This is a genomic window from Labrys sp. WJW (assembly GCF_001676615.1).
Taxonomy (GTDB): Bacteria; Pseudomonadota; Alphaproteobacteria; order Rhizobiales; family Labraceae; genus Labrys; species Labrys sedimenti.
In genome coordinates this window covers 137,909-151,572 of record NZ_LYXZ01000022.1, presented here as the reverse complement: position 1 = coordinate 151,572, position 13,664 = coordinate 137,909, and the positions used below count along the sequence as shown (strand labels likewise).

Genomic DNA, 13,664 nt, shown 5'->3' with positions numbered 1-13,664 from the left:
TGGAGCGGCTTCATTCCCCTATGGGTTGTGCGCAGTGAATCAATCTTTGTCCGCAAATCACAACATAGTTTGTCCTTAGGCAGGAAAAATCCGCTCCAGGCCCTTCTTGCGGCGCTCGGAGCATGGTCGCATCCAGGATGCCGACGTTCGTGAGAGCCGCCGCCGGATCGTATCCGTAGCTCATACCTCTTGGCACCTCGACGGCATAGGTCTCGGTCTAGGCGGCCGGTTGCGCGCCATTCCGGATGATTTCGGCAAATCCCTGCCGCCACGAAGGATGGCGCGGCGACCAGCCGAGTTCCCGCTTGGCCTTGGCGTTCGATCCCGCACGCGATTGCGTCATCATGACGACGATATGCTGCCCGGCGGCAAGGCGGCCAAGCCATGCCGGCACGCCGAATGGCTGTTTTGCGCCGAGCATTGCAGCGATCTCGGTGAGCCAAGCGTGCACCGGCGCCGGATCGTCGTCGACAATGTTGTAGATGCCCTCGCCCCGCTCGACCGCCAGCGCGGTTACCTCCGCTGCATCATCGATATGCAGGAATGACCACCACGCGGTGCCGCCACCGATCAGCGGCATACGACGCCTGCGAATCCGTTCGATCGTGGCTGGATCGAAGACGCCGGTGTCGGGGCCATAGAATCCACCATAGCGAAGCGCGACACCAACCAGGCCGGGCGTTGTCGTGACGGCGTGCTCGAGATAACGGATCGCATCGAGCGTTTCGCGGAGCTCTTGCGGCGGATCCTGGTCGAGCGGATCGTCCTCGACTTTCACATCACCGCCAACTCGCGCATAAGGCCAGCCGCAGAAGCTCTGCGCGACGAACCGCTTCACGCCGCAGTCGCGCGCGGCTGCAAGTAGATGGTCAGTCCCGGTGGTGCGCAGCCGATTGCTGCTCGCGAAAACGCGGTCGAATTTGCGCAGGTCCGAAGCCCCCTTCAAATCCGTCAGCTGATGCACGATCACGTCCGGCTTCGCAGCAGAGACCAATGCGCGAATGGCCGTCTCATCGAGCGCGTCGGCAACAACCGGCTCCGCGCCGAGTTCTCGCAGGAGGCCGGTCTTCGCCGGGGTTCGCGTCAATCCGACCACGCTATGGCCGTTGCCGATCAAGCGCGGAACCAGGCGGCGTCCGACCGCGCCCGTCGCGCCCGCAACTAAGATGCGCATCGTCTCACCTCGCGGCTTGATAACCTACTTTAAAGTAGGTTAGTATCGATCGCAATGAAGTCAAGGGTGCGCAAACGTCTGAGTGCGGAAGAACGGCGGGCCCGGATCATCGAAGCCGCTGTGAGCGCATTTGCGCGCGACGGATATGACGGCACGAAAATGGACGACATCGCGGCCCGTGCGGAGATTACCAAACCGGTCCTCTACGATCATTTTCCTTCCAAACAGGCGCTGTTCCTGGCCGTGCTCGAGTCAATCCGCGACAGCTTGATCGGCAAGGGCAAGGTGATCGTGCAGGATGACACCAGCCCCGAGCAAAAATTCCGGCGTTCGATCGACGCCTTCCTGGCATTCGTCGAGCAATCGCCTGAGGCCGCGCGGGTGCTGCTGACGGTTCCGGCGGGTGATCGGGTCGCGGCGAAAGTTTCGCGCGAGGTCCAGGCCGGCGCGTCCGCCGGCATCGCCGCGCTGCTGACCGACTTCGCGCCAAGTCAATCGTCATGGCAGCGACACGGCACGGCGGCGTTTCTGAAGGAAGGTCTCCATGCGGTCGCCGTGTGGTGGCTCGATCATCCGGGACCGAGGCGCGAGGAGATCCTCGAACTCGTGCTGAATGTCGCCTGGCTGGGCTTTCGAACACAGGTGGACGCCGACGGAACGGTGAAAAACCGGGGTTCCATCGATCGAAACGCCTAGGTCGAGACCGGTTCCTCGCCGGATTGCGTGAAGCCGGCATTCTCCCTGCAGGGATAGTTCATGCTCTCTGCCGGCCACGATATGCACAACTATAAATTGCATCATCTTATGTCATCAACCCGCGTTGACGTCCCTCCAATTTCGCGTTACACTTTGTAACATAAAATTAGGAAGCGACGCCATGTCTCCGCGAGCCTATCGTCAATCGGCGCGCGCCAGCGCGGTTCAGGATACCGAGCAGCAGATCGTCGACGCCTTGACCACGCTCCTCGCGGAGCGTTGGTTCGACGAGATCACTCTCGACGACATCGCCGTCGCGGCCGGCACCACCCGCCAGACCGTGATACGGCGCTTCGGGAGCAAAACCGGCGTGCTCAGTGCCATGGCGGCCCAGATGGATGTCTCGATCCGGGCCCAGCGGTGGCGCGCGCCGGCAGAAAGCGTGGCCGGTATCGTCACGCTCCTGATGGACGACTATGAACGCACCGGCGACATCCTCGTGCGGACACTCGGGCAGGAAACGCGCATTCCCGAGTTCGCCGCCGTCCTCGATCGAGGGCGCAAAGGTCATCGCGAGTGGATCGGGGACATGTTCAAGGCCTGGCTCGACAAGCTCGACGACGAGGCGCGCGGGGATCGGCTGGCGCAGTTGCTGGCCCAGACCGATGTCTGGATCTGGCACCTGCTGCGCCGCGCGCAGGGACATTCGGCGGCGAATACACATCGGCTCATGACGCAAGCGATCGAGCGCCTGCTGCGCGAGGACTGAAGCAAAATACGTTCAGGTGAATTGATCCGGTCTCCATCGAGAAAGGACCACGGCAATGACAAAGACGGTGGATGCGGAGCCGCATCTGCGCATCCTGGCAGTCGGCTGGGAAGGCGGCGGCAACGTGCCGCCGACGCTCGCAGCCATACGTGCCCTCGCCGACCGGGGTCACGACGTGCGCTTCATCGCCGATGACACGATGAGAGCGGAGGCGCTCGAGGCGGGTGTTCGCTTTTTGCCATGGAAGCGCGCGCCGAACCGTTCGGATCGCTCCTTCGAAAGCTGCTTCATACGGGATTGGGAAACCGCCAATGCCATGGCTGGCTTTCAAAGAGGGTGCGAACGGATCTTCGTCGGGCCAGCGCGATCCTATGCAGAGGATATTCTCGAAGTCCTGGCGACGGAGCCGGCCGATATGCTTCTCGGTTCGGATCTGCTGTTCGGCAGCATGCTCGCGGGCGAAATTGCGAAGCTTCCGACGGCCCTGCTCGCAAGCAACATCTCACTCTGGCCCCTGCCCGGCCACCCCCCCTTCGGTCCAGGCTTTCAGCCTGCCCTTTCGGCGGCGGACCGGGCTCGCGACGCCGACGTTTCGGCCATGGTCGAGCAAGCCTGGGACGGTTTCCTGCCTTGCCTCAATGCCGCCCGCGCACATTTCGGTGCCGCGCCGCTGGCCCATGTCCGCGAACAGCCCTTGAGCGCCGGCCGCTATCTGCTTGCCAGTAGCGCCGCCTTCGATTTCCCCGCCGAGCGCCTGCCGGACCATGTGCGCTATGTCGGGCCGCTTCTGGAGCTGCCGAGTTGGGCCTGCGAACGCTGGACGAGGCAGCCTGCGCACAAGGTGCGGCCTCTCGTGCTCGTCTCATTCAGCACCACCAACCAGGGGCAGGCCGAAGTGCTCCAGCGGGTGATATCCGGCTTGGCCGGCGAGCCGATCGAGGTGGTCGTCACCCTCGGCAAGGCACTCGAGGGGCTTCGCCTGCAATCATCGGCGAATGTCACGATCCTTGCCAATGCCGTGCATGACGACATCCTGACCAAGGCCAGCGCCGTCGTCACGCATGGCGGGCACGGCACGGTCATGCGATCGCTGCACCATGGCGTCCCCCTCGTCGTCCTCCCGATGGGGCGCGATCAGAACGACAATGCCGCGCGTGTGGACTATCACGGCGCTGGCTTGCACCTGGATCCTTCAATATCCCCGCAAAGGCTCGCTGAGGCCGTACGGCGTGTCCTCTCCGAGCCGAGTTTCGCCGAGCGGGCTTCGGCACTCGGGCGTGCCATCGCCCGGGAAGGCCCGGGGCCTGCGCGGCTCGTCGCCGAAATCGAGGATTTCGCACTGAGCCCTTCCCGAAGAACCCTGTCCGCCGCGTGACCAGCGGCCGCTGATCGCAGCGGAAGCGCCGGCCACTGCCCGGTCGCTCCTTCCTGCACTACCGAACGCCGTTGCCCTCCGCACCGGCGAACGGCGGAGCCTTGTGCCAACTCGCCCATAGGCAAGGTATCCGGCCCACCCTTTCGAACGGAGCTCAAGCCATGAAGCGCCTTCTGACTACCTTCGCCACCGTCCTCCTCTCCATCGCGACCGGAAAGGCACTCGGCGCCGAAGGGCTTCCCGCCGCCTCCTTCCGGCCCAGGAATGTCGTCCCGGTCTTCCCCGTTCTTATGCTCCTGTTCGCACTTGCCATCGCATTCGGCGCATTCTCCATTGAGGCGCAGGCGCAGTCATCCATCGAGCGGGGCAAATATCTGGTGACCGTCGCAGGCTGCTCGGATTGTCACACGCCCGGAACTTTCCTCGGCCATCCGGATAGAGGCCGCTATCTCGGTGGTTCGGACGTCGGCTTTGCCATACCGGGCCTCGGCGTTTTTGCCGGCCCAAACCTGACACCCGACAAGGAGACGGGTATCGGCAATTGGAGCATTCAGCAGATCGTGACTGCGATCACGACCGGCAAGCGTCCCGACGGGCGCGGGCTTGCGCCGGTCATGCCCTTTGAAGCCTTCTCACACCTCAGCAGCGCGGATGCCGAAGCGATTGCGGCCTATTTGAAGAGCATCAAGCCGGTCTCCAACAAGGTCGCAGGCCCCTTTGGTCCCTCCGAGAAGCCCAGCACCTTCGTGTTCGCCGTCATGCCCGCGGAGACCTATTCTTCATTGCCGAAGCCGCCGGCCAAATGAGACAGGCCGGCCCTGATGACGCCTGACGACGCGGCGATCCCGCAACGGGGCCCCTGAAACACGATCTCGCAAACCTCGAAAACGGTCCATCGAAAGGAACCGAAGGATGAAACACGTCCCTGCCAGCGACAATGGAATGGCCCTGACGTCAGCCCAGCTGGATGCCTATCTCATCAGAATCGGGGTGACCCGGCCGGTTTCCCTCGATGCCAACGGCTTGACGAGACTTCACCGCGCCCATCTCACGGCCTTCACCTGGGAGGCGCTGGATGCTTTCATGGGATGGCCGTCCTCGATCGCGCCGGCCGCCGCCTTCGCCAAGATGGTGGAGGGCAGGCGCGGCGGCTGGTGCTACGAAATGAACGGTCTGTTCGGCGCGGCACTGGCCGCACTCGGTTTCCGCGTCACCCGCCTGTGCGGCGGCGTCAACCGCGCAATATTGGGCGATGTCGCCATCGGCAACCATCTCACACTGCGTGTCGATCTCGACCGACCATACCTTGCCGAGGTCGGCCTGGCGGACGGCATCATCGAACCCGTACCGCTTACCGCCGGGCCGATCCGCCAGCGCGGCTTCGATTTTTCGATCGTGTCGACGGACGATGGCTGGCTGCGTTTCAGCAACCATGCCAATGGCCTCGCACACAGCTTCGATTTCCGGCCCGATCACAGCGACGAGGCCGCCATAGCAGCCACGCTGGGCTGGCTGACGCAGGATCCCGGCTCGCCGTTCACAAACGCGCTGGCGATCCTGCGGCATACCGAGGATGGCTATGTCGCCCTGAAGAACGACTGCCTGAGCAGTGTGACGGCAGCCAGCGTCAGCGAACAGCGCATCACGAGCGCGGACCATCTCGCTGAGATGTTCCATACGATCTTCGACCTCGACATTCCCCGGTCCGGACAAGTCTGGGAAAGAATCCAGGCGGTCAGCCACGAGAAAGCCAGCTGAACGGGCATCCCTTGCCGGCGCAGCAGAACCCGTTCGGCTGATCGGTGATCGGCTGGCGGTCTTCGTCGTCCGGCGAATCCTGAAACCGCAAGGCAGCGAGGCCAAGTTCGTCCCGGGCTTGACAGCACGCGGTCTGCCCGATGCTGCCTCTTTTGCCCCGGTCGTCGTCGCCTCAGGCACGATTTTGCTGTTCGACAGCTCTCCTTCCGGTATCTTTGCCTATCTTCCTTGAGGCAGGGAACGAACCTTCATCAGGGAAATCGCGCGGCTGCCCAACCGAACCGCAAATAGCCCAGACAAGTCAGGTCGCTGGATCGAGAGGAGATATCGATGGCAAAGGTTCTCGTACTCTATTACTCCGCCTATGGTCATATCGAGGCGATGGCCAACGCAGTTGCGGCGGGCGCACGTGAGGCTGGGGCTATCGTCGACGTCAAGCGCGTGCCTGAACTGGTGCCGGAGGCGGTCGCCAAGGCATCGCACTACAAGCTTGATCAGGCCGCACCGATCGCCAAGATCGAGGAGCTCGCCGATTATGATGCCATCGTCGTCGGCACCGGCACCCGCTTCGGCCGGATGTCCTCGCAAATGGCGAACTTCCTCGACCAGGCGGGCGGCCTCTGGGCCAAGGGCGCGCTGAACGGCAAGGTTGGTGGCGCCTTCACCTCGAGTGCGACCCAGCATGGAGGCCAGGAGACCACCCTGTTCTCGATCATCACCAATCTCCTGCATTTCGGCATGACGATCGTCGGTCTCAACTATGGCTTTGCCGGGCAGATGAGGCTCGACGAGGTCACCGGCGGCGCTCCCTACGGCGCCACCACCATCACCGGTGGCGACGGCAGCCGCCAGCCGAGCGAGAACGAACTGGCGGGCGCAGCCTATCAGGGCCGCGCGATCGCGGAAACCGCGATCAAGCTGCACGGTTGATGAACTGAGGCCGTTTGACGGCAGGGCCAACGTCTCAGCCTACACAGGAAGCCCACGAAAAATCCCGGCCCACGGGGACCGGGATTAACATCGCTACAAGCCGCTATAGCCGCATCGCTCCTGCCGATTCCGGCAGATCGCCCGATACGTCACGCAACCTTGTCGGGCACGGACCGTCCCTCGAAGAAGGCGGTGAGGTTGTCGACCGCCCGCATGCCCATCGCCACGCGGGTTTCTTCCGTGGCACTGCCGAGATGCGGCAACAGGACCACATTCTCCAGGCGCAGGAGCGCCGCAGGCACCGCCGGTTCGCCGTCATAGACGTCGAGCCCCGCGCCTGCGATCGTTCCGCTTTCAAGCGCCTCGACCAGAGCCTGCTGGTCGACAACGTCGCCGCGGGCGGTGTTGATCAGGAAGGCACCCGGCTTCATCGCCCGCAACCTCGCGGCATTGATGAGATGCCGATTCTCTGCGCCACCCGGGCAATGCAGGGAGACGAAATCCGCCTCGGCCAGCACCTCCTCCACGCTTGCCAGCTGTCGCGCGCCCATGGCGCGGGTCGTCTCGTCGTCGACCTTCGAGCGGTTGTAGAACACGACCTTCATGTCGAAGCCGAAATGGGCCCGCCTGGCCGTTGCCTTGCCGATCCGCCCCATGCCAATGATGCCGATGGTCTTGCCGCTTACCTTGGCGCCGATCATGTGGGTGGGGCACCAGCCCGCCCACTCTCCGGCCCGCAATTGGCGCTCCCCCTCCCCTGCCCGTCGCGCCACGGCAAGGAGCAGGCTGAGGGCGATATCGGCGGTACAGTCGGTGAGGACGCCCGGTGTATTGGTCACCGTCATGCCGCGGGCACGCGCCGCGTCAATGTCGATATGGCTGAAGCCGACGCCGAAATTGGCGAGGAGCTTGGTCCGCACATCCGCCTCGGGAAAGACCGAGGCCGGCAGCTTGTCGCTGACCGTTGGCAAGACTGCATCGAACTGCCTGAACGCATCGCTCAGCTGCGATGCGGTCAGCGGCGTGTCGTCCTGATTGAATGTCGTGTCGAACCTGTCGGCAAGGATGCGTTCGACCGCTTCAGGCCAGCGCCGCGTCACGAGAATCCGAGGTTTCATGATCACTCCTTGCGATCGGCGGGACAGCAGGGCCGCGCGCCCCTCACCTTACCTCTCCCCGTGAGAACGAGGCGAGGAGACACAGACGTGGTAATCGACCCTCTCGCCTTTGATCTCGCCCAGCCGTCGAGCGGGATGCCGGGCATTTCGGCATGAAATGCCCGGTGGAAGTCCTCCCACACCGCTCTTACGGGGAGAGGCCCGCACTTTGCTTTGCAAGTGCGGAGGGGTGGAGGGACGGCGTGACCTTGCCGATCAGGCCGCCTTCCTGCTTTCCAGCACGCCTGCCACGGTCGGCCCGAATTCGGCCGGCGTCGGCACGATCGCGACACCGGCATCGCGCAGGATTTCGACCTTTTCCTGGGCCGACTCGCCGAAGGCGGAGATGATGGCCCCGGCATGGCCCATGCGCTTGCCCTTGGGTGCGGACAGGCCGGCGATATAGGCGATCAGCGGCTTGCGCATGTGATGCTTGGCCCATTCGGCGGCTTCCGCTTCCTGCGGCCCGCCGATCTCGCCGATCATCACCACGGCGTCGGTGTCCGGATCTTCCTCGAAGAGCTTCAGGATGTCCTTGAAGGACGAGCCGTTGATCGGGTCGCCGCCGATGCCGACGCTGGTGGAAACACCGATGCCCAGTGCCTTCATCTGCGAGGCCGCCTCATAGCCGAGCGTACCCGAGCGGCCGACGATGCCGACCCGGCCCGGCAGATAGATATTGCCGGGCATGATGCCCATCAGCGCCTGGCCGGGCGTGATGACGCCGGCGCAGTTGGGGCCGATCAGGCGCATGCGGTCCTCGTAGCGGAAGCGGCGCATATAGCGCTTCACCCGCATCATGTCCTGGGAGGGAATGCCGTCGGTGATGCAGACGCAGAACTTCAAGCCGGCATCGGCGGCTTCCATGATGGAATCGGCCGCGAAGGGCGGCGGCACGAACACGATCGAAGCCTCGGCACCCGTCTCGCGCACGGCGCCCTTGACCGTGTTGAAGACCGGAATGCCGTGATGCTCCTGGCCCCCCTTGCCGGGGGTAACGCCGCCGACGACATTGGTGCCATAGCGCTTCATGTCCTGGGCGTGGAAGGAACCGATCTTGCCGGTCAGGCCCTGGACGATGACGCGCGTCTTGCGGTTCAACAGAACTGCCATTTCGTTTCCCCCTCAATGCTTCTTGGTTTTGGCAAAAGCCTGCATCGCCTCGACCGATTTTTCGGCCGCTTCCGCCAGGGTCTCGGCCACGATCACCTTCTCACCGGACTCGGCGAGGATGCGCCGTCCCTCTTCGACATTGGTGCCGGCCAGGCGTACCACCAGGGGCACGTTCACGCCGACCTCGCGCATCGCCTTGACCACGCCCTCGGCCACCCAGTCGCAGCGATTGATGCCGGCGAAGATGTTGACCAGGATGGTCTCGACATTCTTGTCGGCCAGCACGGCACGGAACGCCTTGGCGACCCGCTCGGGCGAAGCACCGCCACCGATGTCGAGGAAGTTTGCCGGCTCGCCACCCGCGATCTTGATCATGTCCATGGTGGCCATGGCCAGGCCTGCACCGTTGATGATGCAGCCGATATTGCCATCGAGCCCGACATAGGACAGGCCGCGATCGGAGGCAAAGGTCTCGCGCGGATCTTCCTGCGACTTGTCGCGCAGCTCCGAAATCTCGGCACGGCGGAACAGCGCATTCTCGTCGAAGGACATCTTGGCATCGAGGGCGATCAGGTTACCGTCGCGGGTGACGACGAGCGGGTTGATCTCCAGCATCGAGGCGTCGTAGTCGCGGAAGACGCGGTAGCAGCCCAAGAGAGTGTCGACCGCCTTGCCGATCATGTTGTTCTCCAGCCCGAGGCCGAAGGCGATCTCGCGGGCCTGGAACTGCTGCATGCCTGCACCGGGATCGACGATGGCGCGGATGATGGAGTCAGGCTGCTTCTCGGCGATTTCCTCGATCTCCATGCCGCCGGAAGCCGAGGCCACGATCATCACGCGCTCGGATTTGCGATCGAGCACGATGCCGAGATAGAGCTCCTGGCGGATGTCGACGGTTTCCTCGACATAGAGGCGCGAGACGAGCTTGCCCTTCGGGCCGGTCTGGTGCGTGACAAGCTTGCGTCCGAGCATGGCCTCCGCGGCATCCGATACTTCGCCGTCGGACTTGCAGATGCGGATGCCGCCGGCCTTGCCGCGGGCGCCGGAATGAATCTGGGCCTTGACCACCCATTTGTCGCCGCCGATCTCGCTGGCGCGATAGGTCGCCTGCTCGGGGCTGTAGGCAAGTCCACCGCGCGGAATCTGCACCGAATAGCGCGAGAGCAGTTCCTTGGCCTGGTATTCATGGATGTCCATAAGGGTACCTCGTCAGTTGGGCAGGCCGGCGCGCGGCTGGGTGGACTGTTGGATGGCTTCGTGCATGACCAGGACGTTGCGGGCCATGCGTTCGGACGCGGCATCGATCATCTTACCGTCGAGGGCGGCGGCACCCTTGCCCTGCTCCTCGGCTTCCCGGAGCATCTCGATGATGCGGCGGGCACGGTTCACTTCCTTTTCGGGCGGCGAGAACACCTCATTGGCAAGCGCGATCTGCGTAGGGTGGATCGCCCATTTGCCTTCGATGCCGAGGGCGGCGGCGCGCCTGGCCGCGGCGATATAGGCCTCGGGATCGGAGAAGTCGCCGAACGGGCCGTCGATGGCGCGCAGGCCATAGGCACGGCAGGCCACCGTCATGCGCGACAGGGCAGCATGCCACTGGTCGCCGGGATAATCGGGATTGAGGCCACCGATCGAGACGGTGCGCGCCTTGCAGCTCGCCGCATAGTCGGCAACGCCGAAATGCAGCGCCTCGAGCCGGCCGCCATAGGCAGCGATCGCCTCGACATTGGCCATGCCGAGCGCCGTCTCGATCAGGCCTTCCAACCCGACGCGGGTCTTGAACCCCTTGGCGGTCTCGATCTGGTTGACCATGGCCTCGACCATGTAGAGATCGGCCGGCACGCCGACCTTGGGCACCAGGATGGTGTCGAGCCGGTCACCCGCCTGCTCCATCACGTCGACGACGTCGCGATACATGTAATGCGTATCGAGGCCATTGATGCGCACGGAGATAGTCTTGCCACGCGCGCGCCAGTCGATCTCGTTGAGGGCCTCGATGATGTTCTTGCGCGCCCGCTCCTTGTCCGGCGGGGCAACCGCATCCTCGATATCAAGGAAGATGTAGTCGGCCTCGCCGTCGGCGGCCTTGCGGATCATGTCCGGATTGGAGCCCGGTACCGCGAGTTCGCTACGCTGCAGGCGCAGTTTTCGCAGGTGATGGATGGTGTGGCTCATGATGTTCCTCCCTCCGGGCTGCCGCATCTTCGAACGTGGGCACGACCCGTTGGCACTGGCTTTGATCTTTATGGAGCGAGTCTTCGCCCTCCCCTCGATGAGGAGGGCCGAGTTGCGTCTTAGGCAGCCTTGGCCAGGCTCGGCTGAGCCGACAGGCGATAGTGCTCGAGGGCCGCGCCTACGCCGGATCCGGGCTGGACCTTCACGCCGCAATCGCGCAGCGCCATTTCGGCTGCCGAGATCGCACCGCACATCATCACGTCGTTGACCCAGCCGAGATGCCCGATCCGGAATACTTTGCCGGCAACTTTGTTGAGACCGACCCCGAGGGAGGTCTGGTAGCCGTAGTGGGCCCGCCGCACGATCTCGGCACTGTCGATGCCTTCGGGCACCAGGACTGCGCTGACCGTGTCGGAATTCCACTTGGCTTCCTTGGCGCAGAGCTTCAGCCCCCAGGCCTCCACCGCCTTGCGCACGCCGGTGGCCAGGCGGTTGTGACGCTCGAAGACAGCCTCGAGGCCTTCCTCATGGAGGAGATCGAGGGCGACGCGAAGCCCGCGCAGGAGTTGAACCGCCGGCGTATAGGGGAAATAGCCGGTGTCGTTGGCGCGAATCTGGTCCTCGAAGGAGAAGTAGCAGCGCTTGTGCCCGGCCGTCTTGGCGGCTGCGAGGGCTTTCTGGCTGACCGACAGGAAGCCCAGGCCTGGCGGCAGCATGAAGCCCTTCTGCGAACCGGAGACGGCACAATCGACGCCCCAATCCTCCTGGCGGAAATCGATCGAGCCGATCGAGGAGACGCCGTCGGCAAAGAGCAGGGCCGGATGCTTGGCCGCGTTGAGAGCGGCCCGCACGCCGGCGACATCGCTGGTCACGCCGGTGGCCGTTTCATTATGCGTGACGAAGACAGCCTTGATGCGATGCTCCTTGTCCTGGAGAAGCCGCTCCGCGTAGATCTCGACGGGGCAGCCGGTGCCCCATTCGACATCGACCACATCGACGTCGAGGCCGAAGCGCTCGCACATGTCGACCCACAGATGCGAGAACTGGCCGAAGCGCGACATCAGCACGCGGTCACCCGGGCTGAGCGTATTGGTGATCGCCGATTCCCAGGCACCCGTGCCCGAAGACGGGAAAATGAAGACGCGGCCGGTCTCGTTGCGGAACACCTTCATCAGGTCGGCGAACAGACCGCGGGTGAAGGCCGGATAGTCAGGTGCGCGCATGTCCTCCATCGGCATGTTCATCGCCTGGCGGACGACCTCCGGAACATTGGTCGGTCCTGGAACGAAAAGCTGGGTGAAGCCGGCCATCTAAATCCTCCCGAAATGTGCGGCGGGTCCTGAGCCTGCCGGTTGCTTTCGAGGGTGATGATCGGTCGGGGGGCCTCCTGCTCACAACACCTGTCGGGATAGATTCACGAGCCTGAGGGCGTTGGACGCCCCCTACACTTTCAGAGCCTGCCGCACCCCATCGGATGGGTGAGATCCTACCCGGACTGCCCCGAGAGGATCACGCCGCCCCCAGCAACAAGCGGCCTCAATGCCCAGAAAAACCGAGATCATCGGAATAGCCGGCCTCGAGGCGCGACCACTGGGCGGTGGGTCGCCCATCGACACGCATCCTGCCGACCCCTTCGAGCGGTCGCGGCCATCCGGCAGGCGAGTCCTCCCACGCCTCCTGCCGTCCATAGACAGTCAAATCGAGCAGCCGGTAATTGTTGTCCATCGCCTCGACCCCCCGCCACGTCGTCCAGTAGGTCTCGAAGACGTGCGATCCCTGCCGCAGATAGCAGACGATGTACATCAGCCCTACCCGGCGCCCGACCAGGAGCGTATCGAGCGAGGCACGAGGCGCCGAGTACCAGGGCATCTGCCAGCCCATGAAATCCCGGTAGCGGGCACTTTCCGCGTAAGGGCCCTGGCAGAAGGTGGCATAGGTGACATCGCGCGAATGCACATAGGACAGTTCCCGGACCTGCGACGTGACCCAGGTGCAGCCTTCGCATTGCTCCGGCGCGGGATGGCCGGCATGCCACATGAAGTAATAGGCGATGAGCATGCGGCGCCCTTCGAAGGTATCCAGCAAGGTCACCGCCCCCTGGGTACCGATGAGCGGGATTGCCCCATCCACCGTGACCATGGGCAGCCGTCGGCGGGCTGCGGCGATGGCATCACCTTCCCGGGTGTGAGCCTTTTCCCTGATCCGCAACGCCTCTATCTTCGCGTGGAAAATATCCCGATCGACTATTTCGGGAGCTCCGAGCCGAGCTGCAGTGCCGTCATCGATCATCGTTCTCACCTTCCCTGGCCTCTATCGATGGCAACCAGGTTAATGCCGGATGTCCGAACGCTGCGAGTGACAAGTATGACGGGATTGCGATGCGCGCCTGTCCGCGATCCACGCGCTGCCCTGTGGGGGGCGCGATCTTTTTGCGCCTGTCGAGACTGTATGTTGATACCTCAATTGATCGTACGAAAGGAAGGGCCCGGATAGTGAGTGGGCTCCGTCCTCTCCAGG

At 63.8% G+C, this 13,664-nt stretch carries 13 protein-coding genes; 6 read left to right on the top strand and 7 right to left on the bottom strand.

What is annotated here, in order from left to right; all coding sequences use genetic code 11:
* Window positions 1-217: 217 nt before the first annotated feature.
* On the bottom strand, window positions 218-1,174 hold the full coding sequence (locus tag BA190_RS16050; RefSeq protein WP_068289248.1) for an NAD(P)-dependent oxidoreductase: 957 nt from the start codon (window positions 1,172-1,174) through the stop codon (window positions 218-220).
* A 66-nt stretch (window positions 1,175-1,240) separates the two neighbouring features.
* Here BA190_RS16050 and BA190_RS16045 point away from each other — a divergent pair, with 66 nt between their 5' ends.
* The 6 genes from BA190_RS16045 to wrbA all read left to right on the top strand — a co-directional run bounded on the left by BA190_RS16045 (window position 1,241) and on the right by wrbA (window position 6,702).
* Window positions 1,241-1,870, top strand: a complete 630-nt coding sequence (locus BA190_RS16045) for a TetR/AcrR family transcriptional regulator (RefSeq protein ID WP_068289246.1) — start codon at window positions 1,241-1,243, stop codon at window positions 1,868-1,870.
* Between the two features lie 181 nt (window positions 1,871-2,051).
* Entirely contained in the window at window positions 2,052-2,639 is a 588-nt protein-coding gene (locus tag BA190_RS16040) for a TetR/AcrR family transcriptional regulator (RefSeq protein WP_068289242.1), read from the top strand.
* Window positions 2,640-2,694: 55 nt separating this feature from the next.
* Window positions 2,695-4,014: a glycosyltransferase gene (locus tag BA190_RS16035; protein WP_082979774.1), complete on the top strand. Its 1,320-nt coding sequence runs from the start codon at window positions 2,695-2,697 to the stop codon at window positions 4,012-4,014.
* Between the two features lie 296 nt (window positions 4,015-4,310).
* Window positions 4,311-4,820, top strand: a complete 510-nt coding sequence (locus tag BA190_RS16030) for a cytochrome c (RefSeq protein ID WP_371260326.1) — start codon at window positions 4,311-4,313, stop codon at window positions 4,818-4,820.
* Between the two features lie 106 nt (window positions 4,821-4,926).
* Window positions 4,927-5,772 (top strand): arylamine N-acetyltransferase, encoded by an 846-nt coding sequence (locus BA190_RS16025; RefSeq protein WP_068289240.1) that lies wholly within the window; start codon window positions 4,927-4,929, stop codon window positions 5,770-5,772.
* Between the two features lie 330 nt (window positions 5,773-6,102).
* Window positions 6,103-6,702, top strand: coding sequence for an NAD(P)H:quinone oxidoreductase (gene wrbA / locus BA190_RS16020; protein WP_068289237.1), 600 nt, complete (start codon window positions 6,103-6,105; stop codon window positions 6,700-6,702).
* 149 nt (window positions 6,703-6,851) lie between these two features.
* On the opposite strand, the gene BA190_RS16015 is transcribed toward wrbA, so the two are convergent.
* From BA190_RS16015 to BA190_RS15990, 6 genes are all read right to left on the bottom strand, one after another.
* Entirely contained in the window at window positions 6,852-7,823 is a 972-nt protein-coding gene (locus tag BA190_RS16015; protein ID WP_068289492.1) for a D-glycerate dehydrogenase, read from the bottom strand.
* Between the two features lie 252 nt (window positions 7,824-8,075).
* The gene (gene sucD, locus BA190_RS16010; RefSeq protein WP_068289232.1) at window positions 8,076-8,972 is read right to left on the bottom strand and encodes a succinate--CoA ligase subunit alpha; all 897 of its coding nucleotides are present in this window, start codon (window positions 8,970-8,972) and stop codon (window positions 8,076-8,078) included.
* 12 nt (window positions 8,973-8,984) lie between these two features.
* On the bottom strand, window positions 8,985-10,169 hold the full coding sequence (locus tag BA190_RS16005) for a malate--CoA ligase subunit beta (RefSeq protein ID WP_068289229.1): 1,185 nt from the start codon (window positions 10,167-10,169) through the stop codon (window positions 8,985-8,987).
* A 12-nt stretch (window positions 10,170-10,181) separates the two neighbouring features.
* Window positions 10,182-11,147 carry a CoA ester lyase gene (locus BA190_RS16000; RefSeq protein ID WP_068289226.1) on the bottom strand — a complete coding sequence of 322 codons (966 nt, stop codon included), beginning with the start codon at window positions 11,145-11,147 and terminating at the stop codon, window positions 10,182-10,184.
* Between the two features lie 119 nt (window positions 11,148-11,266).
* Window positions 11,267-12,457: an aminotransferase class V-fold PLP-dependent enzyme gene (locus tag BA190_RS15995; protein ID WP_068289224.1), complete on the bottom strand. Its 1,191-nt coding sequence runs from the start codon at window positions 12,455-12,457 to the stop codon at window positions 11,267-11,269.
* A 226-nt stretch (window positions 12,458-12,683) separates the two neighbouring features.
* Window positions 12,684-13,436, bottom strand: a complete 753-nt coding sequence (locus tag BA190_RS15990; protein ID WP_068289222.1) for a DUF899 family protein — start codon at window positions 13,434-13,436, stop codon at window positions 12,684-12,686.
* Between the last annotated feature and the right edge of the window lie 228 nt (window positions 13,437-13,664).

Coding starts and splice junctions, on each gene's coding strand:
- BA190_RS16050 (WP_068289248.1), bottom strand. CDS start 1,174: ATGCGCATCTTAGTTGCGGGCGCGACGGGCGCGGTCGGACGCCGCCTG.
- BA190_RS16040 (WP_068289242.1), top strand. CDS start 2,052: ATGTCTCCGCGAGCCTATCGTCAATCGGCGCGCGCCAGCGCGGTTCAG.
- BA190_RS16035 (WP_082979774.1), top strand. CDS start 2,695: ATGACAAAGACGGTGGATGCGGAGCCGCATCTGCGCATCCTGGCAGTC.
- BA190_RS16025 (WP_068289240.1), top strand. CDS start 4,927: ATGAAACACGTCCCTGCCAGCGACAATGGAATGGCCCTGACGTCAGCC.
- wrbA (WP_068289237.1), top strand. CDS start 6,103: ATGGCAAAGGTTCTCGTACTCTATTACTCCGCCTATGGTCATATCGAG.
- sucD (WP_068289232.1), bottom strand. CDS start 8,972: ATGGCAGTTCTGTTGAACCGCAAGACGCGCGTCATCGTCCAGGGCCTG.
- BA190_RS16005 (WP_068289229.1), bottom strand. CDS start 10,169: ATGGACATCCATGAATACCAGGCCAAGGAACTGCTCTCGCGCTATTCG.
- BA190_RS16000 (WP_068289226.1), bottom strand. CDS start 11,147: ATGAGCCACACCATCCATCACCTGCGAAAACTGCGCCTGCAGCGTAGC.
- BA190_RS15995 (WP_068289224.1), bottom strand. CDS start 12,457: ATGGCCGGCTTCACCCAGCTTTTCGTTCCAGGACCGACCAATGTTCCG.
- BA190_RS15990 (WP_068289222.1), bottom strand. CDS start 13,436: ATGATCGATGACGGCACTGCAGCTCGGCTCGGAGCTCCCGAAATAGTC.